The following is a 24,226-nucleotide window of genomic DNA, read 5'->3' on the forward strand; positions in this document are numbered from 1 at the left end:
TGAAAACCGAGCGACCATGAGCACTGAATCCCACCTTCTTTACAGCCAGCTACCCGCTATCGATCGCCTATTGCGCGAACCGGCGATCGAACCGCTGGTGGCGCAGCACGGCCAGACGCTGATTAGCGAACTGCTGCGCCGGCTGCAGGCGCAGGCGCGTGATGCCATCCAGCAGCAGCAGCGGTTGCCGGCCTGGTGCGCCGACTGGCCGCTGGCGCTGCGCGCCGAGCTGGCCCGGCAACAACGCCCGGCGCTGCTGCCGGTGTTCAACCTCAGCGGCACGGTGCTGCATACCAACCTTGGCCGCGCGCTGCTGGCGCAGCCGGCGATCGCGTCGGTGGCCGACGCCATGGGCGCGGCGGTGACGCTGGAATACGATCTGGACGGCGCCGGCCGCGGCCACCGCGATCGGGCGGTGGCGGACCTGCTGTGCCGGCTGACCGGCGCCGAAGACGCCTGCATCGTCAATAACAACGCGGCGGCGGTGCTGCTGATGCTGGCGGCCGTCGCGCCCGGCAAGCAGGTGGTGGTGTCGCGCGGCGAACTGGTGGAGATCGGCGGCGCGTTCCGCATCCCCGACGTGATGCGTCAGGCGGGCTGCCAGCTGGTGGAGGTCGGCACCACCAACCGCACCCACCTGAAAGATTACCGCAACGCCATCGGCGAGCAGACCGGGCTGCTGATGAAGGTGCATACCAGCAACTACAGCATTCAGGGTTTCACCGCGGCGGTGGATGAGGCGGCGCTGGCGCAGCTTGGGGCGGAGCAGGGCATCCCGACCGCCACCGATCTGGGCAGCGGCTCGCTGATCGACATGGCGCAATACGGCCTGCCGGCCGAACCTATGCCGCAGCGGCTGCTGGCCGCCGGCGTCGACCTGGTGACCTTCTCCGGCGACAAGCTGCTGGGCGGCCCGCAGGCCGGCATCATCGTCGGCAAAAAGGCGCTGATCGCCCGCCTGCAGCAGCATCCGCTCAAACGCGCGCTGCGCGTCGGCAAAATAACCCTGGCGGCGCTGGAAGCCACGCTGCGGCTGTACCTGCAGCCGGAACTGTTGGCGCAACGGCTGCCGACGCTGCGGCTGCTGACCCGCCCGCAGCGGGCGATGCAGGACATGGCAGAACGCCTGTTGCCGGCGCTGGCGCCGCGCTACGGCGAGCATTTCCAGCTGCGCGCCGAAGCCTGCTGGTCGCAGATCGGCAGCGGCTCGCTGCCGGTCGATCGCCTGCCAAGCTATGCCCTGACCTTTACCCCGCTCGACGGCCGCGGCGCCACGCTGGAAGCGCTGGCGGAACGCTGGCGCCGCCTGCCGCAGCCGGTGATCGGCCGCATCGGCGAAGGCAGGCTGTGGCTGGATCTGCGCTGTCTGGAACAGGAAGGCGCGTTGATTGAGGCGCTGAGCGCATGATAATCGCCACCGCCGGCCACGTCGATCACGGCAAAACCACCCTGCTGCAGGCGATCTCGGGGATCAACGCGGATCGTCTGCCGGAGGAGAAGCGCCGCGGCATGACCCTCGATCTGGGCTACGCCTATTGGCCGCAGCCCGACGGCCGGGTATTGGGCTTTATCGACGTGCCCGGCCACGAGAAGTTTCTCGCCAATATGCTGGCGGGCGTCGGCGGCATCGACCATGCGCTGCTGGTGGTGGCCTGCGACGACGGCGTGATGGCGCAGACCCGCGAACATCTGGCGATCCTGCGGTTGAGCGGCCGCCCGGCGCTGACGGTGGCCCTGACCAAGGCGGACCGGGTGGAGGCGACGCGCATCGACGAAGTGCGCCGGCAGGTAAATGACGAGCTGGCCCGCCAGGGGTGGCCCGGGGCGCCGCTGTTTGTCACCGCCGCCGCCGAGGGGCGCGGCATTGCCGCGCTGCGCGAGCATCTGCTGGCGCTGCGGCCCGGCGAACATGGGGTGACGCGCCGGTTTCGCCTGGCGGTGGACCGCGCCTTCAGCGTCAAGGGCGCCGGGCTGGTGGTGACCGGCACCGCGCTCGGCGGCCGGGTGGCGGTGGGCGATACGCTGTGGCTGACCGGCGCGGATACGCCGGTGCGGGTGCGCGGCCTGCACGCCCAGAATCAGGCGGTCGAGCGAGCGCAGGCCGGTCAACGCATAGCGCTGAACCTCAGCGGCGACGTCGGCAAAGAACAGATTACCCGCGGTGACTGGCTGCTGGCGCAGCGGCCGCCGCAGTCGGCAGAACGCATTCTGGTCGCGCTGGAAGCCGATGCGCCGATCCGCCATTGGCAGCCGCTGCATCTGCATCATGCCGCCAGCCACATTACCGGGCGGCTCTCACTATTGAACGGCGGCCTGGCGGAGCTGATCCTCGATCGTCCGCTGTGGCTGGCGGAAAACGATCGGCTGGTGCTGCGCGATATCGGCGCGCGCCAGACGCTGGGCGCCGCCCGGGTGCTGCGCCTGGCGGCGCCAAAGCGCGGCAAGCGGCAGCCGGAGTTTCTGGCCTGGCTGCAGGCGCTGGCGCAGGCCGCGGACGATGCCCAGGCGCTGCGGCTGCTGCTGCCCCAGGGGCCGCTGTCGCTGGCGGCGTTCGCCTGGGCGCGCCAGCTGACCGACGCCGGGCTGGCTGAATTGCTGTCGGAGCCGCCGCTGCTGGTGGTCGGTGACCATGGGCTGGCGCTGGACAACGTGCGGCAGGCCGAAAGCCGCCTGCTGCAGGTGCTGGCGGAGTACCATCAACAGCACGCCGATCAGCTGGGGTTGGGGCGTGCGCGTCTGCGGCGCATGGCGCTGCCGGCGCTGGACGAGGCGCTGGTGTTTATGATGATCGATAGGCTGCTGAAGGCCGGTGCGCTGCGCAATACGCGCGGCTGGCTGCATCTGCCGGAGCATGGCCTGGCGTTCAGCGCCGAAGAAGCGCCGCTGTGGCAGCGGATTGAACCGCTGTTCGGCGACCAGGCCTGGTGGGTGCGCGATCTGGCCGCCGAACTGGGCGCGGACGAGGCGCGGGTGCGGGCGCTGCTGCGCAAGGCGGCCCAGCTGGGCCACGTCACCGCGGTGGTGGTGGATCGTTACTACCTCAGCCGCCGCATCGAACAGTTCGCCGCGCTGATCCGCCAGCTCGACGCGGAGCAGGGCAGCGCCAACGCCGCCGACTTCCGCGATCGGCTCGGCGTCGGCCGCAAGCTGGCGATCCAGGTGCTGGAGTTCTTCGACCGCAGCGGCTTTACCCGCCGCAAGGGCAACCAGCACCTGCTGCGCGATCGCGGGCTGTTTGGCGGTTGATTGTGTGTTTTTTGTTCCGCTGTGCGTTATAATCAAAATTAATCATTTTGATTATATTGACTCCGTTCAGAGGCAATTTAGATGAATACTAAAGTCATCACCGCACATGTGCCGTTACCCTTGGTGGAAAAAGTCGATGAGATGGCTGCCAAGCTGGAGCGCTCACGCGGATGGATCGTTAAGCAGGCGCTCACCGCATGGCTCGATCAGGAAGAAGAACGTCGTCGATTAACACTGGCGGCATTGACCGATGTCGAACAGCAGAATGTTATCGATCATGAATCGGTTGAAGCCTGGGCCGCGAGCCTGAGCAGCGATAAGCCTCTGCCGGTACCGCGCTAATGGATTTAAAATGGACAAGTAAAGCGCTATCGGATTTGGCGCGTTTGTTTGAGTTGCTTGCATCGGTTAATCATGCTGCCGCAGCTAATACGGTACAGGCTTTGGTTGCAGCACCGAAAGTACTGCGTGATAACCCCCGTATTGGGGAGAAATTGGATGAATTTATGCCGCATGAGGTGAGGCGTATACTCGTTGGTCGTTATGAAATGCGCTACCAACTTCAATCCTCAACAATTTATATCCTGCGTATTTGGCATACACGTGAAGAGCGTTAGCCTCCATCCCCTGCATTATCACGAGTACCAATCAAGAACGGGGCCTTAGCCCCGTTGGTGGTTACAGCGCTTCGCTCGGCGTCGGCGTTACGCCGCCGCTGCGGCGCTTGCTGAGGAACAGCGCCACCAGCGCCAGCCAGCACAGGCCGCTGACCAGGTTGAACAGGTTGAACAACCCGCTGCCGCCCCAGACGTAGGCGACCTTGGCCAGCTCGATGCCGACGGTAAACACCATCATGCTCAGCATGCCCATGGTGGCGGAAACCGTCCCCTTGCTGACGGCGCTTGAGAACAGCGTCAGGCGGTACAGGCCGGCGTTGGCCAGGCCGATGCCGAAGGCGTACAGGCTCAGGCCCGCGGTCATCCACAGGTAGGCGTGGCCGGAGAACTGGGTCGCCAGCGCGGCGATGAACAACCCCAGCATCATCGGCCCCGCCCCCAGCTTGATCAGGCGTTCCACGCTGTTTTTGCCGGTCAGGCGGGCCAGCGTCAGGTTGCCGAGGATCAGCGCGCCGAACACCGGGATTTGCAGCAGGCCGTAATCCAGCGTCGACAGCGATTCGCCGCTGATCAGGATCACCGGCGACTGGGCTATCCAGGCCAGCAGCGGCAGGCTGGCGAAACCGATCGCCAGCGCGCCGCAGATAAAGCGGCGGTTGCCCAGCACCTGGCGATAGTCGCGCCACAGGTTGGCGGCGGAAAACGCCTCGCCCTGCAGCGCGGCGGTTTCCGGCATCGCCTTCCACAGGCCGTAGAAGGCGATGGCCGCCAGCGCCGCAAACAGCACGAACATGCTCTGCCACGGCGCGACGTGGATCAGCGCCGCGCCGGCCAGCGGCCCGAGCAGCGGGGCGATCAGCGCCACGTTGGCCATCAGCGCGGTGATCTTGATGCACACCGCCTCTTCGAACGATTCCTGAATGGTGGCGTAGCCGACCGCGCCGATAAAGCACAGGCCGATGCCCTGCAGGAAGCGCATGAAGATGAACTGCTCGATGTTGGTCACCAGCAGGATGGCCAGGCAGGAGACGATAAAGAACGCCACCCCGGCCAGCATTACCGGGCGCCGGCCGCGGCGATCCGACAGCGGCCCGAGCAGCCACTGCAGGAAGATGCCGCCTGCCAGATAAGCGGTCATTGAGGTCGGCACCCATTCTTCGCCGGCGTTGAAATCCGCCACTACCGCCAGCATACCGGGCTGGATCATATCGTTGCCGATATAAGTGGCGAATTCGAACAGCACCAGACAAAGAGGGAATAAAAGCGCCTGTCGGCCCAGACGTGCCGCAGGTGGTAAAGTCGTTTTCATATTTATAGTACTGATAGTAAAGAAGAAAAAAGGAACTGCCAGGGCGGGAAGCGCAAACTGAGCGAGTTATGGCGGCTATTTTGCCGCCAATTGTTCACCTTAGCAATCATAAGGTGTTGTTTCAGCACATTCTGATATTTCGCTTTGGGGTTGTCGCCGGCCGCCGTGCCTTATACCCTCTTATCAACATATAAATATACTCGCCATATTTGAGTATTAGACACCCTATCGGACTCGCGCTTGAGCAATAAAATCGGCTGGATAGATAACCTGCGCGCGCTGGCGTGCATGATGGTGGTGATGATCCACGCCACCACCTATTACGTCACCAGCGGCGTGGCGGTGGGGGTGCACAACTGGGATGTCGCCAACGTGCTGAACTCGCTGTCGCGCGTGTCGGTGCCGCTGTTTTTCATGATTTCCGGCTACCTGTTTTTCGGTGAGAAAAGCGCCGGCCGCCGGCATTTTACCCGCATCGCCTGCTGCATTCTGTTCTACAGCGTCATTGCGCTGATCTATATCGCGGCCTGCACCAAGATCGGTTTCTGGCCGTCGCTGCGCGGCATTCTGCTGAAGCCGGTGTTTTATCACCTGTGGTTCTTCTACGCCATCGCCGTTATTTACCTGCTCTCGCCGCTGATTAGCGTCAAACCGGTGTCGCGCCGTTATCTGGCCGCGGTGCTGGCGATCCTGGCGGTGGTCGCCAATCCCAACACCGACAAGCTGGCCTTCGACAACGTGCACCTGCTGCCGGTCAACCTGTACATCTACGGCGATACCTTCTATTACCTGCTGTATGCGCTGGCCGGACGGGCGATCGGCATGATGGATACCGGGCGGCGCGGCGTCGGCTGGCTGGCGGCGCTGGGATTTGCTCTCAGCGTGGCGCTGATCGCGCGCGGCACCAAGAGCCAGCTGTTCATCAACGGCAATTTCGCCGATACCTACTACATCTACTGCGGCCCGCTGGTGTTTGTCGCCGCGGTATCGCTGCTGGTATGGGTGAAAAACTGCCTGCCGGAGCCGATCGGCTGGCTGAGCCTGTTTTCCCGCCATTCGCTGGCTGTCTACGGTTTTCACGCGATTATCGTCAACTTTATGCGCAGCCGACACCTGGAGCTCACCGCCTACCCGCTGCTGGATATCTTCTGGGTGTTCGGCGTGGCGCTGGCGCTCAGCCTGCTGCTGTCGGCCGGCCTGCAACGGCTGGATACCCGCCGCCTGGTGTCATAGCGGCGGCTGGCGTTGCTGGGCGCGCCGCAGCTGGCGCCCGGAGGAAAAGCCCGCCGCCAGCGCGGCCTTCTCCAGCCCATAGCCCTGCTGCAGCCGCTGCTGCGCCACCGCCAGCCGCAGCTGTTCGTGGTATTCCCGTACGCTGATGCCGACGTGGCTGCGGAACAGCCGCGCCAGATGGCGGCTGCTGACGTGCGCCTTCTCCGCCACCTGCGGCACCGACCATTCGGCCTCCGGCTCGGCGGCCATCACGTCCTGCGCGCGGTGCACCGCCGGGTGCAGATGGTTGCGATGGCGCAGCCAGGGCGAAAGCTGCGGGTCATCGCCGGAGCGGCGGAAATACACCACCATTTCACGCGCCACCTCGCGCGCCTGAGCGGCGCCGCAGTAACGGTGGACCAGGTGCAGCGCCAGATCGATGCCGGCGGTGATGCCGGCGGTGGTGCAGACGCCGCGGTCCTCGATGAAAATGCGGTTCTCTTTCACCTGCGCCGCCGGCGCCTGGCGGCGAATATCGGCGATCAGATCGTGATGGGTGGTGCACCGATAGCCGTCGAGCAGCCCGGCCTGCGCCGCCAGCAACGCGCCGGAGCAGATGCAGACCAGCGTGATGCGCCGCCGTTGCAGATCGGGCCGCAGCGTCGTCAGCCAGCGGCGCGCCTGTTCGGCTTCCGCATGGGCGGCGAAATGCTGCGAATCGCTGACGCCCGGCACCACCAGAATGGCGCCGTCCTCCAGCCGCTCGGGCAGCGGCGCCAGGCCGCCCAGCGTCAGGCCGATGGAGCTGACTATCTGCGGCGTCGGGCCGAGGTAGCGCAGGCTGAACTGCCCGGCCAGGCGCAGGGCTTCGGCCGGGCCGCTGACGTCCAGCGACAGCACGTTGGGCAGCAGCAGAAAGTAGACGGCCTGCGGCATGATCACTCCTGTTCGAGTTGCGCCAGGGCTTCATCCACGCTGGCGATGCGGGCGAAACGATCGGCCAGCACGGTCTCAGTATGCCGCTTCAGTTGCTCGGGGGTAAAGACCCCGCCGTCGGGGTGGCGCATCGGGAAGGTCAGCGTCGCCTCGGTGACGAAGGTCACCCGATAGCCGAAATCGGCCGCCACCCGGGCGGTGGTTTCACAGCACTGCTCGGTGCGGATGCCGGAGACGATCAGGTGCTTGATGTGCCGCTCGAGCAGCCAGGCGTCCAGCCCGGTTTCGCTCAGCGCGTTGTGCACCCGCTTGTGGACGGTGAAATCCGCCCGATGGCGGAGGAACGACAGGCGCTGCACGTGGCCGGAAGCCAGCGAGAAAGGCCCTGTCTGCGAGACGTGGAAGACGTCGACCAGCGGCACGCCCCGTTGGCGGCAGCCGTCGATCAGGCGCGCCAACGCGCCTTGAAAAGCGGGCAGGTCGTCTTCCCGCCAGAATGGACGATGCTGGAATGATTGTTGAACATCGATGATCAATAATGCGCTCTGTGACATTTTCGGCCCTCCGCCAATCAGGTATGGCGCCATACTGCGCCGCTAATCGATAAGGCAGAAGGCCAAAAACGGCCATCATGGTGGCGTCAGCGGACCAGCGTCAGGCTTTGCTGACCTGCCCGGCCACCAGGCGCCCCCGATGGAAGGTGGCGCTGCGCGCCGGCAGGCGGGCCACCGCTTCGGCGGAACAGCTGGCGTCGACCAGCACGAACTCGGCGCCGTCGCCCACTTTGGGCCAGGTACGCCGGCCCTTATCGTCGAGCGGCAGCACCCCGCCGGTGGCGATGGCCATCGCCCGCGACAGATGGAATTCGTCGGAGCCGCGATACAGCTGGGCATAAAGGTTGGCCTTCTCCAGGATGTCGCCGCTGCCGAACGGCGACCAGTGGTCAGTCACGCTGTCGGTTCCGGTCATCACAAATACCCCCTTTTCGCTCAGCTGCGGCAGCGGCATCATCAGGCTGCCGATCGGCACCGTCGACGCGATGGTGATCCGCTGCGCCGCCAGCCGGGTGGCGGTTTCCGCCAGTTCGCCCGGGGTGAGGGTGGTCAGGGCGAAGGCATGACTGAGGGTGACCTTGCCGCGCAGCGCCGGGTTCTTCTCCACGGTGGCGATCATGTAGTTGATGGCGGCCACCCCGGCCGGGCTGGTTTCGTGCAGATGAATGTCGACGCCCTTGCCGGTGTCGAGGGCGATCTGGAACATCGCGTCCAGCGACTGCTCCATCGCGCCGTCGACGTTGGTCGGGTCCAGCCCGCCGACGTACTGTACCCCCATCTGCATCGCTTCGCGCATCAGGCCGTCAACCCTGGAATGCAGCAGGCCGTGCTGCGGGAAGGCGACGATCTCGCAGCTGAAATCCGCCCGGTGATTTTCCAGCGCGCGCTGCAGGTGCTCCAGGCTCTTCAACCCGCTGACCGGGTCGATATTGCAGTGGCTGCGCGCCACCGTGCTGCCCTTGGACTGCAGCAGGGCGATCAGGTTTTCCGCCCGCTGCTGCGAAGTGGGCAGCAGTTGCGGGATCAGCGTCTGCTCCAGCGCGATCATGTCCATGATGGTTTTGCCCTGGCGCGGGCGCGGCGCCTGCCAGGGGCCGCTGTAAAAGGTTTTGTCCAGATGGATGTGCATGTCGCGGAACGCCGGCAGCAGCAGCTGGCCCTGCGCCTTATAGCGGGGAATGCCGGCCGGCGGCGCGGCGTCCGCCGCGTGGATGGCGGCCACCTTGCCGTCTTTGATTTCCAGCTGGTACAGCGCGGTGCGGGTGCCGATCACCGTCTCGCCGTCGTATTCGAAGCCGTCTTCCAGCCGCACTTCGCTCAGCAGGTAGTGGCGGTCGGTCAGGCTCATCGGCTGCGGATCGCACTGGCCGGCGGCGGCCGGGGCGGCCTGCGCCACGCCGCCGGTCAGGCCGATCACCGCGCAGGCGGTGGTGATTTTGCCGGTTTGGCTGAGGAAGGCTCTGCGGCTTTGTTGTTGGGCTTTTTCCACGTTCGGTTCCTTAATCCAGAGGGGAGGTGCATCAAAACACCCCCCAATTTAGGAGAGGAACCGACGGGTTGGCAGCGACATTTGCCAATAGTGACTATTCGATTTGGCAATGACCGCCCGATCACATCAACGGCAGCAGGCAGCGGTACAGCTCGCGGAAGGTGGCGCGCTGCGCGGCGTATTGCCGGTGGCGCTCGGCATCCGGCACATGCCGCTGCTCGAGCGGCAATTCGGGCAGCAGTTCGGCCAGCGGGCGCTGCGGGTTGAGCGCAATCTGCGCCAGCCGCGCCGCGCCCAGCGCCGGGCCGACGTCGCCGCCGGTGCGGTATTCCAGCCGCTGGCCGCTGATGTCCGCCAGCATCTGCCGCCAGAACGGGCTGCGCGCGCCGCCGCCGATAAGCCGGATGCTGGTGGGCTGCAGGCCGCCGGCGTGCAGCGCATCCATGCCGTCGGCCAGGGCGAACCCCACGCCCTCCAGCACCGCGCGCGCCAGATCGTTCGGCCCGTGCTGGTGGGTCAGGCCCCAGAATGCGCCCTTGGCGTTGGGATTGTTGTGCGGGGTGCGCTCGCCGGACAGATAAGGCAGGAACCACAGCGGCGTTTCCGCCGGGGCGGCCCGCTCGACGTTGTGCAGCAGCGTGGCGACGCCGTCGACGTTGGTCAACCGGCAAACCCAGTCGAGGCAAGAGGCGGCGCTGAGCGTCACCGACATCAGGTGCCAGCTGTTCGGCAGCGCGTGGCAGAAGCTGTGCACCGCGCCGGCCGGGTTGCTGAGGAAGCCGTCGCTGACCGCAAAGTAGACGCCGGAGGTGCCGAGCGACAGCATCGCCTGCCCGGCCTGATACAGCCCGACGCCGATCGCCCCGGCCGCGTTGTCGCCGCCGCCGGCCACCACCGGCACCGGCGGCATGCCCCAGCGCTGCGCCAGTTCGGCGCGGATCTGGCCGGTCAGCTGATTGCCCTCGAACAGCTGCGGCATCTGGCGGCGGCTCAGGCCGCAGGCGGCCAGCAATTCGTCGCTCCAGTCGCGCCGCGCCACGTCCAGCCACAGGGTGCCGGCGGCATCGGACATATCGCTGGCGAATTCGCCGGTCAGGCACCAGCGCAGATAATCCTTGGGCAGCAGCACCTTGTCGATGCGGCTGAACAGCTGCGGCTCGTGCTGTTTCACCCACAGCAGCTTCGGCGCGGTGAAGCCGGGCATCATCAGGTTGCCGGTTATCTGGCGCGAGCGCGGCACCGCCTGCTCCAGCGCCTGACACTGGGCGAGGCTGCGGCCGTCGTTCCACAGGATGGCCGGGCGCAGCACCTGCTGGCGCGCGTCCAGCAGCGTGGCGCCGTGCATCTGGCCGCTCAGGCCGATGGCCCTGACCTGCCGCAGGCCGTGCAGCTTGCCCAGCGCCAGCATGGCGCTGTCGGCGGCGCGCCACCAGTCCTGCGGCGCCTGTTCGGACCACAGCGGATGGGGGCGGGAAATGGCCAACGGCTCGCCGTGGCTGGCGAGCAGTTGGCCCTGTTCGTCGAGCAAGACTGCTTTAACGCCGGAGGTGCCGAGATCGAGGCCGATGTACATGATTGGGATCCTTTAAAGCGCGGCGGCGGGCGCCGCGCGGGTATGCCCTTCATTCTTCAGGCTGCATCTGTGTTGGCTGCCTGCGCCCCCCTGCCAGGTACTGGCCGTACGCTTCCGGGGATGCGCTTGGTTGCCGCCATGATGCAACTCGAATTATTTTGGGCATAGTTAACCGAACAGGTAGCGATTCATCAGGTTTTCAAGCTGTTCCTGACGGCCGCTGGCATGCTGCGGCGCCAGTGCATGTTGCTCAGCGTACTGCGCCAGCGCTTCCAGCGACAGTTTGCCCTGCAAAATTTGCTGGCCCAGCTCACCGTTCCAGCCGGCGTAGCGGCGGGATACCTGCTGATGCAGCCGGCCGTCGGCGACCATCTTCGCCGCCACCTTCAGCGCCAGCGCCAGGGTATCCATCGCGCCGATATGGCCGTAGAACAGGTCGTATTTGTCGGTGCTCTGGCGGCGCACCTTGGCGTCGAAATTCAGCCCGCCGGTGGTGAAACCGCCCGCCTTGAGGATTTCGAACATCACCAGCGCGTTTTCCTCCACGCTGTTCGGGAACTGGTCGGTGTCCCAGCCCAGCTGCGGATCGCCGCGGTTGGCGTCGACCGAGCCAAAGATGCCGAGCGCGATGGCGCTGGCGACTTCGTGATGGAACGAGTGGCCGGCCAGGGTGGCGTGGTTGGCCTCGATGTTGACCTTGATCTCCTTCTCCAGCCCGAACTGCCGGAGGAAGCCGTATACCGTCGCGACGTCATAGTCGTACTGGTGTTTGGTGGGCTCCTGCGGTTTGGGCTCGATCAGCAGCGTGCCCTGGAAGCCGGTTTTGTGTTTGTGCTCCACCACCATCTGCATAAAGCGGCCGATCTGTTCGCGCTCCTGGCGCAGATCGGTATTGAGCAGGGTTTCATAGCCCTCGCGGCCGCCCCACAGCACATAGTTTTCGCCGCCCAGCCGTTGGGTGGCGTTCATGGCGGCGAACACCTGCGTCGCCGCCCAGCTGAACACTTCCGGATCCGGGCTGGTGGCGGCCCCGGCGCCGTAGCGCGGATGGGTAAAGCAGTTGGCGGTGCCCCACAGCAGCTTCACGCCGCTGCTTTGCTGTTTCTCCGCCAGCACATCGGTCATTGCCGCAAAGTTGTGCAGATATTCTTTCAGCGATGCGCCTTCCGGCGAGACGTCGACGTCGTGGAAGCAGTAGTAAGGCACGTTCAGCTTGTGGAAGAACTCGAACGCCACATCGGCCTTGCGCTTCGCCAGCTCGAGGGCGTCGCCCGGCTGCTGCCAGGGCCGATCGAAGGCGCCGACGCCGAACATGTCCGCGCCGTTCCAGCAGAAGGTGTGCCAGTAGCAGGCGGCGAAGCGCAGGTGGTCGGCCATGCGCTTGCCGAGCACCAGCTCATCGGGATTGTAGTGGCGAAACGCCAGCGGATTGTTGCTGTCTGGGCCTTCGTAGCGGACCTGCTCAAGCTGATCAAAATAGGATTGCATTATCGACTCCTGGGTAGCGATGCCCGGTTTTCGGGATGCATTTATCTTCGGAGTAAGCCGCCGGCGCCTCAATTACGTTATTTCACACTTAAATTCACAGAATTATTAAATGTGCGGTGGCTCGCATAATAGGGTTTTTAATTGTTGCCGATTCGATTTTTATTGGTCGCCATGCGCGTTTACAAGGAGAAAGCATGACCGCCATCATAAAACCGAGATTAAACCAAAAATCATAATTCGCCGGTAAAAATCAGTAATTGCCGAAGTGAGAATAAGCGTCAACAATCCGCCCTAAGCTGAACCACCGGCCCGTTTCAATTATTGCCCCTACAGGTTTAATAACAAAGGTATATAAGATGAAATTAAAACCCCTGTTTCTGTCGGTCTGCGCGCTGCTGGCGCTGGCCAGCCAACCGGCGCTGAGCAAAGAAGTCAAAATCGGCATGGCGATCGACGATCTGCGCCTGGAACGCTGGCAAAAAGACCGTGATATTTTCGTCAGCAAGGCCAAGTCGCTGGGGGCGGACGTGTTCGTCCAGTCGGCGAACGGCAATGAAGAGACCCAGATGGCGCAGATTGAAAATATGATCAACCGCGGCGTCGACGTGCTGGTGATTATTCCCTACAACGGCCAGGTATTGAGCAACGTGATCGGCGAGGCCAAGCGCGAAGGGATCAAGGTGCTGGCTTATGATCGCATGATCAACAACGCCGATATCGATTTTTATATCTCCTTCGATAATGAAAAGGTCGGCGAACTGCAGGCGCAGAGCCTGGTGCAGCGAGTGCCGCAGGGCAATTATTTCCTGATGGGCGGCTCGCCGGTGGATAACAACGCCAAGCTGTTCCGTCAGGGGCAGATGAAGGTGCTGCAGCCGCTGATCGCCGGTGGAAAAATCAAGGTGGTGGGCGATCAGTGGGTCGACGGCTGGCTGCCGGAAAATGCGTTGAAAATTATGGAAAATGCGCTGACCGCCAACAACAACCACATCGATGCGGTGGTGGCATCCAACGACGCCACCGCCGGCGGGGCGATCCAGGCGCTGGCCGCGCAGGGCCTGGCGGGCAAGGTCGCCATTTCCGGGCAGGACGCCGATTTGGCGGCGGTGAAGCGCATCGTCGCCGGTACCCAAACCATGACGGTCTACAAGCCGATCAGCCAGCTGGCCGACGAGGCGGCGGGCATCGCGGTGCAGCTGGGCAAGGGCGAGCAGCCGAAATCCAACGCCGCGTTGAATAACGGCAGTAAATCGGTGCCGGCCTGGTTATTGACGCCAATCCAGGTAGACAAGTCGAATATCGACAGCACTATTATTGCCGACGGTTTCCACAAGAAGTCTGACGTTAATTAATGCCGAACCCGGTGATGCGGAGGGAATAATGCCCTGCCTATTGGAAATGAAAAATATCACCATGCAATTCGGCGCGGTCAAGGCCGTGGATAATGTCAGCCTGCAATTAGAGGCCGGCCAGGTATTATCGCTGTGCGGTGAAAATGGTTCGGGAAAATCCACCCTGATGAAAGTGCTGTGCGGAATATATCCGCACGGCAGTTATCGGGGCGAGATTTATTTTTCGGACGATTTATTAGCGGCAAAAAACATTCGCGATACCGAGCTGAAAGGCATTGCCATCATCCATCAGGAGCTGGCGCTGGTGAAACAGATGACGGTATTGGAAAACATGTTTCTCGGCAACGAGCAGTGCCGCCGCGGGGTGATGGATTACGACGCCATGTACCTGCGCTGCCGGCGCATGCTGGCGCAGGTGAAGCTGGACGTCGATCCCAACGTCCGCGTCGGCGAACTGGGGCTGGGCCAGCAGCAGCTGGTGGAGATCGCCAAGGCGCTGAACAAGCAGGTGCGGCTGCTGGTGCTGGACGAACCGACGGCGTCGCTGACCGAAAGCGAGACCGCCACGCTGCTGGCGATCATTCAGGATCTGCGCGATCACGGCATCGCCTGCATCTACATTTCGCACAAGCTGAACGAGGTGAAGGCCATCTCGGATCTGATCTGCGTGATCCGCGACGGCAGGCATATCGGCACCCGACCGGCGGCGTCGATGAGCGAAGACGACATCATCGCCATGATGGTGGGGCGCGAACTGACCGAACTGTATCCGCAGCAGCAGCACGCCATCGGCGAGGTGATCCTGCAGGTGGACAACCTGACCGCCTGGCACCCGGTTAACCGCCACATACGCCGGGTGGACGACGTGTCGTTCAGCCTGCGGCGCGGCGAGATACTCGGCGTCGCCGGGCTGGTGGGCTCCGGCCGCAGCGAAACCATGCAGTGCCTGTTCGGCGTCTATCCCGGCCGCTGGCAGGGCCGCATCAGCATCGACGGTCAGCCGGCCGACATCGACCATTGCCGCGAAGCGATGCGGCACGGCATCGCCATGGTGCCGGAGGACCGCAAGCGCGACGGCATCGTGCCGGTGATGGGGGTGGGCGCCAATATGACGCTGGCGGCGCTGAGCGATTTCAGCGGGGCGCTGACGGTGATCGACGATGCGCGGGAGCAGGCGACCATTCGCCAGTCGCTGGCGCAGCTCAAGGTGAAAACGTCTTCGCCCGAGCTGGCGATCGCGCGGCTGAGCGGCGGCAATCAGCAGAAGGCGATTTTGGCCAGGTGCCTGCTGCTGAAGCCGAAAATCCTGATTCTGGATGAGCCGACCCGCGGCATAGACATCGGCGCTAAACAGGAAATCTATAAATTGATCAACCAGCTGGCGCAGCAGGGTATCGCGGTGATCGTGGTGTCTTCGGAGCTGCCGGAGGTGCTGGGCCTGAGCGACCGGGTGCTGGTGATGCATCAGGGGCGCATCAAGGCGTCGTTGGCCAACCGCGGCCTGACCCAGGAACAGGTGATGGAAGCCGCATTGAGGAGTGAAACCGATGTTGAAAAGCACGCAGTCTGAAGCCATCGCGCAGCAAGTTACGGCGAAAAAAACGATGTTGGGGCTGAAATCCGTCAACTTTCAGGTGTTGGTGATGTTGGCGGCCATCGCCGCGATTATGTTGTTTTTCACCTTCACTACCGAGGGGGCCTATCTCAGCGCGCGCAATATTTCCAACCTGCTGCGCCAGACGGCGATCACCGGCATTTTGGCGGTCGGCATGGTGTTCGTGATTATTTCGGCGGAGATCGACCTGTCGGTCGGCTCGATGATGGGGCTGCTGGGGGGCGCGGCGGCGATTTTCGACGTCTGGCTCGGCTGGCCGCTGCCGCTGACCATCGCGGTGACGCTGTTGGCCGGCCTGCTGCTGGGCGCTTGGAACGGCTGGTGGGTGGCGTACCGCAAGGTGCCGTCGTTTATCGTCACGCTGGCGGGCATGCTGGCCTTTCGCGGCATCCTGATCGGCATCACCAACGGCACCACGGTGGCGCCGACCAGCGGCGCCATGTCGCAGATTGGCCAGAGCTACCTGCCGGACGGGCTGGGGTTTGGCATCGGCGCCGTCGGTCTGATGCTGTTCGTCGCCTGGCAGTGGCGGCGGCGCAGCCGGCGCGCGCAGCTGGGATTGCCGGTGGCGGCAGCGGCAGGCGACGTTACCCGGCAAAGCGTTCTGGCGCTGTCGGTGCTGGGCGCGGTGTATTTGCTTAACGACTACCGCGGCGTGCCGACGCCGGTACTGATCCTCACCGCGCTGATGCTGGCGGGGGTCTTTATGGCGACCCGCACCGCCTTTGGCCGCCGCATCTACGCCATCGGCGGCAATATCGACGCCGCGCGCCTGTCGGGAGTCAACGTCGAACGCACCAAGCTGGCGGTGTTCGCCATCAACGGCCTGATGGTGGCGATCGCCGGGCTGATCCTCAGCTCGCGGTTGGGCGCCGGCTCGCCGTCGGCGGGCAATATCGCCGAGCTGGACGCCATCGCCGCCTGCGTGATCGGCGGCACCAGCCTGGCCGGCGGGGTCGGCAGCGTGGCCGGCGCGGTGATGGGGGCGTTTATCATGGCTTCGCTGGATAACGGCATGAGCATGCTGGACGTGCCGACCTTCTGGCAGTACATCGTCAAGGGCGCCATCCTGCTGCTGGCGGTGTGGATGGACTCCGCCACCAAGCGGCGGGCGTGACAATCGCGCCCGGGGTCACAGTTATGCAGTGGGGCATTCCGCTCTCGAAGCTGGCTGTGCTATCCCAGAGAGCTGTTTGCTTAACGGGGATCACGCATGTTCGAGAAGCGCTTTCGCATTACGTTGCTGTTCAACGCCAATAAAGTGTATGACCGCCAGGTGGTTGAGGGCGTCGGGGAGTATTTGCAGGCTTCGCAGTGCGACTGGGACATCTTCATTGAAGAGGATTTCCGCTGCCGTATCGACAACATCAAGGACTGGCTGGGGGACGGCGTGATCGCCGACTTCGACGATCGCGAAATCGAGCGCTTGCTGCATAACGTCGGGGTGCCGATTGTCGGCGTGGGCGGTTCTTATCATCGCGAAGCGGACTACCCGCCGGTGCACTATATCGCCACCGACAATCAGGCGCTGGTGGACGCGGCTTTTATGCACCTGAAAGAAAAGGGCATCAACCGCTTCGCCTTCTACGGCCTGCCGGTCGAAGGCGGCAAACGCTGGGCGCAGGAGCGTGAACACGCCTTCCGCCAGCGGGTGGCGGCGGAGCGGTACCAGGGCGTGGTGTATCAGGGCATGGCCACCGCGCCGGAGAACTGGCAGTACGCCCAGAATCGGTTGGCGGACTGGGTGCAGACCCTGCCGCAGCAGACCGGCATTATCGCCGTGACCGACGCGCGGGCGCGCCATCTGCTGCAGGTGTGCGAACATCTGGACATCGCGGTGCCGGAAAAGCTGTGCGTGATCGGCATCGACAACGAAGAGCTGACGCGTTACCTGTCGCGGGTGGCGCTGTCTTCGGTGGCGCAGGGCACCCGGCAGATGGGCTACCGCGCCGCCAAGCTGCTGCACCAACTGCTTGACCGGCGCGACCTGCCGCTGCAGCGCATTCTGGTGCCGCCGGTGAAGGTGATAGCACGCCGCTCCACCGATTTCCGCTCGCTGCGCGATCCGGCGGTGATTCGGGCCATGCACTACATTCGCCATCACGCCTGTAAGGGCATCAAGGTCGAGCAGGTGCTGGACGCGGTCGGCATGTCGCGCTCCAATCTGGAGAAGCGCTTCCGGGACGAGACCGGCCAAACCATCCACCATGTGATCCATCAGGAAAAGCTGGATCGCGCCAGAAACCTGCTGACCGCCACTTCGCTGACCATCAACGAGATTTCCCAAATGTGCGGCTATCCTTCGCTGCAGTATTTTTATTCGGTGTTCAAGAAAGGCTATGACGCCACGCCGAAAGAGTATCGCCAGCGCTATGGCGAAGGCGGGTATTAGCCGGGTTTAGGCCAACCCGCAAAACGCCTGCAGCCGTTCCGCCAGCGCCGGGGTGGCGGCGGGGGCGCCGTCGCGGTAATACAGCGCCAGCTCGAGGCTGTCGACCGGCGGTAACCCTTCTGCCGCGCCCAGCACCCGGTGCGTGGGCAGCCGGCAGCCGGCCGGCAACAGGGTAACGCCCAACCCGGCGGCGGAGGCGGCGGTCAGCGCCGCCAGGCTGGCGCTGCTGTAGCCGATGCGCCAGCGCTTGCCGAGGTTATCCAGCGCCTGGCACAGCTCCTCGCGGTACAGGCCGTTGAGCGGAAACACCGCCAGCGGCACCGGCGATTGCTCGATGGCCGGAAAGGCCAGGCTGTCCAACCACAGCAGGGGTTCCGGCCGCGCGGCGCGCGGCGGCTGGCGGCGGCGCTGCTTCACCAGGATCAGATCCAGCTCTTCACGCGCGTAGGCGCTGTGCAGATCGGCGCTCAGGCCGCTGGTGACGTCCAGCCGCAGGTGCGGGTGCTCGCGGCTGAATTCGGCCAGCAGCCCGGTGGTCGGCACGGCGAAATCCTCCGGCATGCCCAGCCGCAGCACGCCGTCGCGCCAGACCCCGGTCAGCGCGTCGTGCGCCTCTTCGTTCAGCGCGATAATGCGCCGCGCGTAGCTCAGCAGCTTCTCGCCTTCTTCGGTCAATTGAACCTGATGCGACGAGCGTTCGAACAGCGGTTTGCCCAGCATCTCTTCCAGCCGGCGCACCTGCTGGCTGACGGTGGACTGCGACAAAAACACCCGCTCCGCGGCGCGGGTGAAGCTGTTGCTGTCGCATACCGCCACGAAGCTGAGCAGTAACTGCGGATTGAACATCGGGTAACGATTCATTTTCCCACTGTTGGTTATTTTATTATTTAATTTCCCAATACTAGCGGCGTTGCCTAGAGTAATGCAACGCTGCGGCGCCTCCTCTGTGACGCCGCACTCTTTCTCTCGCTGTGCCAGGAATATACCGTGTTAAATCATTCTGTTAATCAATCCACACCGCGCCGCTGGTTCAACCCCCTGCTGTGGGCGCTGGTGCTGATCGGCCTGAATATGCGCCCGCTGCTGACCTCGATCGGTCCGCTGCTGCCGACGCTGCGCCAGGCCACCGGGCTGAGCTTCGGCGGCGCGGCCCTGTTGACCGCCCTGCCGGTGCTGATGATGGGCCTGATGGCGCTGGCGGGCGGCGCCATTAACCGGCTGTTCAGCGAAAGAACCGCCGTGGCGCTGAGCCTGCTGGCGATCGGCCTTGGCGCCGGCTGGCGTGAGCTGGCGCCGGGCAGCACCCAGCTGTTGTTGAGCGCGGTGCTGGGCGGGTTGGGGATTGGGGTGATCCAGGCGGTGATGCCCGGCATCATCAAGCATCATTTCCTCAAGCAAATGGCGCTGGTGGCCGGGCTGTGGTCGGCGGCGCTGATGGGCGGCGGCGGGCTGGGCGCGGCGATCGCTCCCTGGCTGATGAGCGCGGGCCACGATTGGCACAGCGCGCTGGCCTGGTGGGCATTGCCGGCGCTGGTGGCGCTGCTTGCCTGGTGGCCGGTGAGCCGCGGGCTGTCTCGCCTTTCCGCCCCTGGCGCGGCCAGGGGCCAGAGCCTGCTGCCCAACCGCCGCGCCTGGCTGCTCGGCGCCTATTTCGGCCTGATCAACGGCGGCTACACCAGCCTGATCGCCTGGCTGCCGCCGTATTACATGCAGTTCGGCTGGCAGCCGCAGGCCAGCGGCTCGCTGCTGGCGCTGATGACCTTCGGCCAGGTGGTGGGGGCGCTGCTGCTGCCGGCGCTGGCGCGCGGCCATGACCGGCGGCCGCTGTTGCTGCTGGCGCTGCTGATGCAACTGATCGGTTTTATCGGCCTGATTTACCTGCCGCAGACCCTGCCGTGGCTGTGGGTGCTGGTCTCCGGCCTGGGACTGGGCGGCGCTTTCCCGCTGTGCCTGGTGCTGGCGCTCGATCATATTCATCAGCCGGCGGCGGCCGGGCGGCTGGTGGCCTTTATGCAAGGCATCGGCTTTCTGCTGGCGGGCGTGACGCCTTATCTCTCCGGCCTGCTGCGCGACTACAGCGGCGGCTTCGTGCTCGACTGGCAGATCCACGCGCTGCTGGTGGCGGTATTGATCGCCATTACCTGGCGCTTTCATCCGCACAGCTACCGGCGGGCGTTCGCCGAATAATATTTCTGTCATTGCGGCTCCCTATAGTGACGTTGCTTTTACTTCCGGGCGATAACAACGATAAGGGAACCATGAGATGCACAACACCAAAACCCGTCTGGCGCTGCTGATCGGCTGCATGGCGCTGAGCGCCAACCTGTGGGCCGAGGCGCAGCCGGTGCAGGCTACCCTGGCCGGGCATGCGCTGCTGCCGGTGAAATCCGCCGTTTCCGCACCCAAGGACGCGCCGGGCGATCTGCAGCAAAGCGGCAAATACACCAGCGGCAAGCGCGTTACCGCACTGGGCAGCGTAGCGGGCAAATCCGCCGATCGCCTGACCGGCATCGGCCTGCCGATTGCAGGCCAGCCGCTGCAGGGCCATTCCGGCATCAAGCACCTGCCCGACGGCACTTACTGGGTGCTGACCGACAACGGCTTCGGCAGCAAGGCCAACTCGCCGGACGCCATGCTGTACCTCAATCATTACCGGATCGATTTCAAAGAAGGCACGGTCACGCCGCTGAAAACGGTATTCCTGCAGGATCCTGATAAAAAAGTGCCTTTCCACATCGTCAATGAAAGCACCGAGCGGCGCTACCTGACCGGCAGCGATTTCGACCCGGAAAGCTTCCAGTTCGCCGATGATGCGCTATGGATCGGCGATGAGTTCGGCCCTTATCTGATCAAGGCCGACCTGAACGGCAAGGTGCTGGCGGTGTTCGACACCCTGGTGGACGGCAAGGTGGTGAAATCGCCGGACAACCCGACGCTGACCCTGCCGGGCGCGCCGGACGGCAAGCAGAACTTCCAGGTGGCGCGCTCCAAAGGCTTTGAGGGCATGGCGGCCTCGCCGGACGGCGGCAAGCTGTATCCGTTGCTGGAAGGCGCGCTGTGGGACGGCGAAAAGTTCGAAAACGTCGACGGCAAACGCTACCTGCGGGTGCTGGAATTTGACGTGAAAAAACAGGCCTGGACCGGGCGCAGCTGGCAATATGTGCTGGAAGACAACCAAAACGCCATCGGCGATTTCAATATGATCGACGCCACGCATGGCCTGGTGATCGAGCGCGATAACGGCGAGGGCACGCCGGACAAAGCCTGCGCCGCCGGCGCGCCGACCGACAACTGCTTCAGCCAGGTAGCGAAGTTCAAACGGGTGTATAAAATCGCCTTTTCGGACGACAACCTCGGCAAACCGGTGGAGAAACAGGCCTATATCGACCTGCTGAAAATTCAGGACCCGAACCAACTGGCGCGCAAACCGCTGAACGACGGCGTGCTGACCTTCCCGTTCTTCACCATCGAGAACGTCGACGTGGTGGACGCCAGCCATATCATCGTCGGCAACGACAACAACTTCCCGTTCTCCTCCAGCCGCCAGCCCAACGTGGCGGACGACAACGAGTTTATCCTGCTGGACGTGAAGGACCTGCTGAAGTAACCCCGCCGGCCGCCGGCAGCTTCGCCGACGGCCGCACCATTTCCCTCTTAGCGCTAAGGATAAACTGCGCTATAATCAGCCTCTTGCTTCTTCTGACTCCCGAAGGAAGATCCTCGTCCCCGGTGGGGCGGCCGGACTTCAAATCCGGTTGGGGCCGCCAGCGGTCCCGGGCAGGTTCGACTCCTGTGATCTTCCGCCAAAGCTTGTCTGATAGTTCCTGATGAATTGATGAAAATACGATAACTAAATGTATTTATTTGGTTTGTCGTCAGTTTTAGTTTGTGGGCTACTGCCTGGATCCGTGAAGAATGTGTATAGAGTTCTTATACACAGAATCCACTTCTACACATGCTCCTAACTGACATACCAATTCGACGCGCCAAACCGCAGGAAAAACCCCCAATTCCTCAATGACGGCCATCATCGCAAAGCATTATCCAGGCATGTTGCCGACAAAATAAACGCTATACGCGTAATGAGCTTCAGCATGGATCTCTGGCATACTACGCGGATACAGCGTTGTTAGTCGGATTAAGACGGAGGCGGTATGCCAGATAAACACTTAACCCAATCCCCGGCAGGTGAATTTGTTATGTTTGCCAGCGGTGATGGAAAGGTGCGCGTTGAATGCCGTTTTGAGCAAGAAACGCTGTGGCTGCCCCAGGCGACCATCGCGAATCTTTATCAGGTGACCCCCCAGGCGATTACGCAGCACATCAAAGCGATCTACGAAGAAGCGGAACTTGAACAAAACGCAACCTGTAAGTCTTACTTACAAGTTCAGCAGGAAGGGGCTCGTCAGGTAAGTCGCAATATCCTGCACTATAGTCTGCCCGTTATTCTTGCCGTCGGTTATCGTGTCCGTTCCGTTCGAGGCACCCAATTCCGCCAGTGGGCGACCCAAACGCTCCAGGAATACCTGATCAAAGGTTTCGTGATGGATGACGAGCGGCTTAAAAACCCGCCCGTGGGTTCATCCGCAGTGCCTGATTACTTTGATGAGATACTGGAGCGCATCCGTGATATCCGTGCCAGTGAGCGTCGGGTTTATTTGCGGGTTAGGGAGATCTTCGCATTAGCCGCCGACTACCAACCCTCACTCAAAGAGACAACGTTGTTTTTTCAAACCATCCAGAACAAGCTGCATTTTGCTTGTACCGGCCACACAGCTGCCGAACTCATCCATCAGCGTGCCGATGCCAACCAGCCCCATATGGGGTTGAGCAGCTATAAAGGCGAGCAGCTGCGCAAAAGCGATGTGACAGTGGCGAAAAATTATCTCAATCAAGACGAAGTCAGCGAACTCAACCGCGTGGTTAACATGTGGTTGGATTTTGCCGAAGATCAGGCGCGGCGGCGTCAACAGGTGTTCCTGCGTGACTGGCAGGATAAGCTGGATCAGTTTCTGCAATTCAATGACCGTGACGTTCTGCAAGGGGCTGGCACGGTCAGTAAGAAAGCGGCAGATGAAAAAGCGCAGGCTGAATACGTCCAGTATGCCGAGCAGCAGCGCCGCTTAAAAGAAGCTGCGGGAGAAAAGGATATTGCCGGTTTGTTGCGGTGGAAAACCGACACCAAAAAGCGCCCATAAAGCCCCTTGAACCCCACAGGCAAAATCATTTGGGGGCATGGTTCAAAATACAACACGATAAAACCAAGTAAGCTCAATGGCTATAGATATCAAATGCGACTCCTGTGATCCCAAAACATCTTCCGTACTCATCCGATAAAATCCAAAAAATCATTTTTTTCAACGACTACGGCAATGCGTTAGAGCGGTTTTCTGTGAAATTTTCTTATAGTTGGTGGAGCCGAAGCTGGGAAAGCGGGTAAACTCTGGCCGTATGTCTTTTAATCACTTGAGGTTTCATTATGGATGATGGCATAAAAATAGTGATGTCCCCGGTTCAGCTTGCTGCTGCGCTGTCTGATAAATCGGTTACGGAAGGCGAAACGCTAAGTAATCGTTTATATGGCGGGCTTGGACTTGTCATGGGTACGCTGGAGCTTGCTGGTGCGACCGCGCTGTGCATGGTGCCAAAGCGAAGGAAGAATTGGCCGCACGTCTTAAAAGTACTGAACACCTGGTCCGAAAGCCTAATGCAGTCAGCTCGTTTAGTAATATCAATTTGGCAGAGGCATCCATCTCCAACGCGCTGAAGGTAAATAAAGAGTGGATAAAGCTTTGGGCAGCAGGCCAGCCACGGCATAATTTAGTTATTGCATACGATACTGGAAAAGTAATTGGTTATACTCTGTTTCGAGGTAGCGACAAGCTGGTAAATGCCACTAAGGTAAAGGTCGTACTTAAATATGAAACCTATAATGGTAAGTCATATTATATTTTAACCGCATTCCCCGAGGTTTAACTTATGCTTTTAACCACTAACATTGACATTATGATTGAAGGTACGCTGAATCAGGACTTCGATTATATTACCGGGGCGGAGACTATTGATGATGCAATCGATATCTATACAAAAGGATTAACAACGCAAGATCGTCAAGATTTGAAAAAAGAAGTGTTAGCGTTCCTGTCGAACGATGACAGTATTATCGAGTCTGAATTCAAAGCGCGTTATTTTAACTATTTTGCGCCAGAGGATGGCAAGGGATTGCTTTTGCTTTTGCGTGTGCTTGAGGGCATAGAGAAAGCTGAGCAGATATAAGGTTTGATAAATAATATAGCTCTCTGCCATATGGCCGATTTACGTATCGCCCAGTCTAAGATAACCGTTTTTCTTGAAGGAAATTCAACAGGTTTTATCCTTCCAGGCGTGATGCTTAAGGTCGCGATAAGAGTTGATGAGCCTGCACTGGGTACTGTCAGTCCCCT

At 62.2% G+C, this 24,226-nt stretch carries 21 protein-coding genes and 1 tRNA gene; 15 read left to right on the forward strand and 7 right to left on the reverse strand.

Annotated features, from left to right (window positions below; all coding sequences use genetic code 11):
- Positions 1–16 precede the first annotated feature (16 nt).
- The 4 genes from selA to CKW09_RS00290 all read left to right on the forward strand — a co-directional run bounded on the left by selA (position 17) and on the right by CKW09_RS00290 (position 3,863).
- A complete protein-coding gene (gene selA, locus CKW09_RS00275) occupies positions 17–1,408 on the forward strand; it encodes an L-seryl-tRNA(Sec) selenium transferase (protein WP_095094912.1) in 1,392 nt (463 codons plus the stop codon).
- Positions 1,405–3,246 carry a selenocysteine-specific translation elongation factor gene (selB, locus tag CKW09_RS00280; protein ID WP_095094915.1) on the forward strand — a complete coding sequence of 614 codons (1,842 nt, stop codon included), beginning with the start codon at positions 1,405–1,407 and terminating at the stop codon, positions 3,244–3,246. The genes selA and selB overlap by 4 nt, the downstream gene beginning before the upstream one ends.
- An 81-nt stretch (positions 3,247–3,327) precedes the next feature.
- Positions 3,328–3,588, forward strand: coding sequence for a CopG family ribbon-helix-helix protein (locus CKW09_RS00285; RefSeq protein WP_061797877.1), 261 nt, complete (start codon positions 3,328–3,330; stop codon positions 3,586–3,588).
- Complete coding sequence (locus CKW09_RS00290; RefSeq protein WP_073970302.1) at positions 3,588–3,863, forward strand: type II toxin-antitoxin system RelE/ParE family toxin; 276 nt, start codon at positions 3,588–3,590, stop codon at positions 3,861–3,863. Before CKW09_RS00285 ends, CKW09_RS00290 begins: the two co-directional genes overlap by 1 nt.
- A gap of 61 nt (positions 3,864–3,924) precedes the next feature.
- On the opposite strand, the gene CKW09_RS00295 is transcribed toward CKW09_RS00290, so the two are convergent.
- The gene (locus CKW09_RS00295; RefSeq protein ID WP_095094918.1) at positions 3,925–5,172 is read right to left on the reverse strand and encodes an MFS transporter; all 1,248 of its coding nucleotides are present in this window, start codon (positions 5,170–5,172) and stop codon (positions 3,925–3,927) included.
- A gap of 240 nt (positions 5,173–5,412) precedes the next feature.
- Between CKW09_RS00295 and CKW09_RS00300 the strand changes: the two genes are divergently transcribed.
- On the forward strand, positions 5,413–6,405 hold the full coding sequence (locus CKW09_RS00300; protein WP_095094923.1) for an acyltransferase: 993 nt from the start codon (positions 5,413–5,415) through the stop codon (positions 6,403–6,405).
- Here the strand turns inward: CKW09_RS00300 and CKW09_RS00305 are convergent.
- From CKW09_RS00305 to xylA, 5 genes are all read right to left on the reverse strand, one after another.
- Positions 6,400–7,320, reverse strand: a complete 921-nt coding sequence (locus CKW09_RS00305; protein ID WP_061797880.1) for a GlxA family transcriptional regulator — start codon at positions 7,318–7,320, stop codon at positions 6,400–6,402. The two genes, CKW09_RS00300 and CKW09_RS00305, sit on opposite strands and share 6 nt — an antisense overlap.
- 2 nt (positions 7,321–7,322) lie before the next feature.
- Positions 7,323–7,874, reverse strand: a complete 552-nt coding sequence (locus CKW09_RS00310) for a cysteine hydrolase family protein (RefSeq protein ID WP_095094926.1) — start codon at positions 7,872–7,874, stop codon at positions 7,323–7,325.
- Between the two features lie 100 nt (positions 7,875–7,974).
- A complete protein-coding gene (locus CKW09_RS00315; RefSeq protein WP_061797882.1) occupies positions 7,975–9,363 on the reverse strand; it encodes an amidohydrolase family protein in 1,389 nt (462 codons plus the stop codon).
- A 121-nt stretch (positions 9,364–9,484) separates the two neighbouring features.
- Positions 9,485–10,936, reverse strand: coding sequence for a xylulokinase (gene xylB / locus CKW09_RS00320; RefSeq protein WP_061797883.1), 1,452 nt, complete (start codon positions 10,934–10,936; stop codon positions 9,485–9,487).
- Between the two features lie 168 nt (positions 10,937–11,104).
- On the reverse strand, positions 11,105–12,424 hold the full coding sequence (xylA, locus tag CKW09_RS00325; RefSeq protein ID WP_095094929.1) for a xylose isomerase: 1,320 nt from the start codon (positions 12,422–12,424) through the stop codon (positions 11,105–11,107).
- Between the two features lie 356 nt (positions 12,425–12,780).
- Here xylA and xylF point away from each other — a divergent pair, with 356 nt between their 5' ends.
- From xylF to xylR, 4 genes are all read left to right on the forward strand, one after another.
- Entirely contained in the window at positions 12,781–13,776 is a 996-nt protein-coding gene (xylF, locus tag CKW09_RS00330; protein WP_061797885.1) for a D-xylose ABC transporter substrate-binding protein, read from the forward strand.
- A gap of 28 nt (positions 13,777–13,804) precedes the next feature.
- A complete protein-coding gene (locus CKW09_RS00335) occupies positions 13,805–15,346 on the forward strand; it encodes a xylose ABC transporter ATP-binding protein (protein ID WP_061797886.1) in 1,542 nt (513 codons plus the stop codon).
- On the forward strand, positions 15,324–16,508 hold the full coding sequence (gene xylH / locus CKW09_RS00340; RefSeq protein ID WP_095094932.1) for a xylose ABC transporter permease XylH: 1,185 nt from the start codon (positions 15,324–15,326) through the stop codon (positions 16,506–16,508). Before CKW09_RS00335 ends, xylH begins: the two co-directional genes overlap by 23 nt.
- Before the next feature lie 96 nt (positions 16,509–16,604).
- Entirely contained in the window at positions 16,605–17,783 is a 1,179-nt protein-coding gene (gene xylR, locus CKW09_RS00345) for a D-xylose utilization transcriptional activator XylR (RefSeq protein WP_061797889.1), read from the forward strand.
- Between the two features lie 6 nt (positions 17,784–17,789).
- On the opposite strand, the gene CKW09_RS00350 is transcribed toward xylR, so the two are convergent.
- The gene (locus tag CKW09_RS00350) at positions 17,790–18,644 is read right to left on the reverse strand and encodes a LysR family transcriptional regulator (protein ID WP_061797890.1); all 855 of its coding nucleotides are present in this window, start codon (positions 18,642–18,644) and stop codon (positions 17,790–17,792) included.
- A 210-nt stretch (positions 18,645–18,854) separates the two neighbouring features.
- Here CKW09_RS00350 and CKW09_RS00355 point away from each other — a divergent pair, with 210 nt between their 5' ends.
- From CKW09_RS00355 to CKW09_RS00380, 6 genes are all read left to right on the forward strand, one after another.
- On the forward strand, positions 18,855–19,970 hold the full coding sequence (locus CKW09_RS00355; protein WP_269458463.1) for a cyanate transporter: 1,116 nt from the start codon (positions 18,855–18,857) through the stop codon (positions 19,968–19,970).
- A gap of 76 nt (positions 19,971–20,046) precedes the next feature.
- Positions 20,047–21,390 carry an esterase-like activity of phytase family protein gene (locus tag CKW09_RS00360; protein WP_061797891.1) on the forward strand — a complete coding sequence of 448 codons (1,344 nt, stop codon included), beginning with the start codon at positions 20,047–20,049 and terminating at the stop codon, positions 21,388–21,390.
- A gap of 104 nt (positions 21,391–21,494) precedes the next feature.
- Positions 21,495–21,589 (forward strand) — tRNA-Sec (locus CKW09_RS00365).
- 348 nt (positions 21,590–21,937) lie between these two features.
- A complete protein-coding gene (locus tag CKW09_RS00370; RefSeq protein ID WP_061797892.1) occupies positions 21,938–22,981 on the forward strand; it encodes a virulence RhuM family protein in 1,044 nt (347 codons plus the stop codon).
- A 436-nt stretch (positions 22,982–23,417) separates the two neighbouring features.
- Positions 23,418–23,759, forward strand: coding sequence for an RNase A-like domain-containing protein (locus CKW09_RS00375; RefSeq protein ID WP_306307672.1), 342 nt, complete (start codon positions 23,418–23,420; stop codon positions 23,757–23,759).
- Positions 23,760–23,762: 3 nt separating this feature from the next.
- On the forward strand, positions 23,763–24,059 hold the full coding sequence (locus CKW09_RS00380) for a contact-dependent growth inhibition system immunity protein (RefSeq protein ID WP_095094938.1): 297 nt from the start codon (positions 23,763–23,765) through the stop codon (positions 24,057–24,059).
- Positions 24,060–24,226 lie beyond the last annotated feature (167 nt).

The organism is Serratia ficaria, assembly GCF_900187015.1.
Lineage (GTDB): Bacteria > Pseudomonadota > Gammaproteobacteria > Enterobacterales > Enterobacteriaceae > Serratia > Serratia ficaria.

Bases quoted from the DNA above. Each gene is read 5' to 3' on its own strand.
- CKW09_RS00305 (WP_061797880.1), bottom strand. From the start codon at position 7,320: ATGCCGCAGGCCGTCTACTTTCTGCTGCTGCCCAACGTGCTGTCGCTG.
- CKW09_RS00295 (WP_095094918.1), bottom strand. From the start codon at position 5,172: ATGAAAACGACTTTACCACCTGCGGCACGTCTGGGCCGACAGGCGCTT.
- CKW09_RS00370 (WP_061797892.1), top strand. From the start codon at position 21,938: ATGCCAGATAAACACTTAACCCAATCCCCGGCAGGTGAATTTGTTATG.
- CKW09_RS00285 (WP_061797877.1), top strand. From the start codon at position 3,328: ATGAATACTAAAGTCATCACCGCACATGTGCCGTTACCCTTGGTGGAA.
- CKW09_RS00350 (WP_061797890.1), bottom strand. From the start codon at position 18,644: ATGAATCGTTACCCGATGTTCAATCCGCAGTTACTGCTCAGCTTCGTG.
- CKW09_RS00335 (WP_061797886.1), top strand. From the start codon at position 13,805: ATGCCCTGCCTATTGGAAATGAAAAATATCACCATGCAATTCGGCGCG.
- xylB (WP_061797883.1), bottom strand. From the start codon at position 10,936: ATGTACATCGGCCTCGATCTCGGCACCTCCGGCGTTAAAGCAGTCTTG.
- xylH (WP_095094932.1), top strand. From the start codon at position 15,324: ATGTTGAAAAGCACGCAGTCTGAAGCCATCGCGCAGCAAGTTACGGCG.
- selB (WP_095094915.1), top strand. From the start codon at position 1,405: ATGATAATCGCCACCGCCGGCCACGTCGATCACGGCAAAACCACCCTG.
- CKW09_RS00355 (WP_269458463.1), top strand. From the start codon at position 18,855: ATGCGCCCGCTGCTGACCTCGATCGGTCCGCTGCTGCCGACGCTGCGC.
- CKW09_RS00360 (WP_061797891.1), top strand. From the start codon at position 20,047: ATGCACAACACCAAAACCCGTCTGGCGCTGCTGATCGGCTGCATGGCG.
- CKW09_RS00310 (WP_095094926.1), bottom strand. From the start codon at position 7,874: ATGTCACAGAGCGCATTATTGATCATCGATGTTCAACAATCATTCCAG.
- selA (WP_095094912.1), top strand. From the start codon at position 17: ATGAGCACTGAATCCCACCTTCTTTACAGCCAGCTACCCGCTATCGAT.
- xylF (WP_061797885.1), top strand. From the start codon at position 12,781: ATGAAATTAAAACCCCTGTTTCTGTCGGTCTGCGCGCTGCTGGCGCTG.
- CKW09_RS00380 (WP_095094938.1), top strand. From the start codon at position 23,763: ATGCTTTTAACCACTAACATTGACATTATGATTGAAGGTACGCTGAAT.
- xylA (WP_095094929.1), bottom strand. From the start codon at position 12,424: ATGCAATCCTATTTTGATCAGCTTGAGCAGGTCCGCTACGAAGGCCCA.
- CKW09_RS00290 (WP_073970302.1), top strand. From the start codon at position 3,588: ATGGATTTAAAATGGACAAGTAAAGCGCTATCGGATTTGGCGCGTTTG.
- xylR (WP_061797889.1), top strand. From the start codon at position 16,605: ATGTTCGAGAAGCGCTTTCGCATTACGTTGCTGTTCAACGCCAATAAA.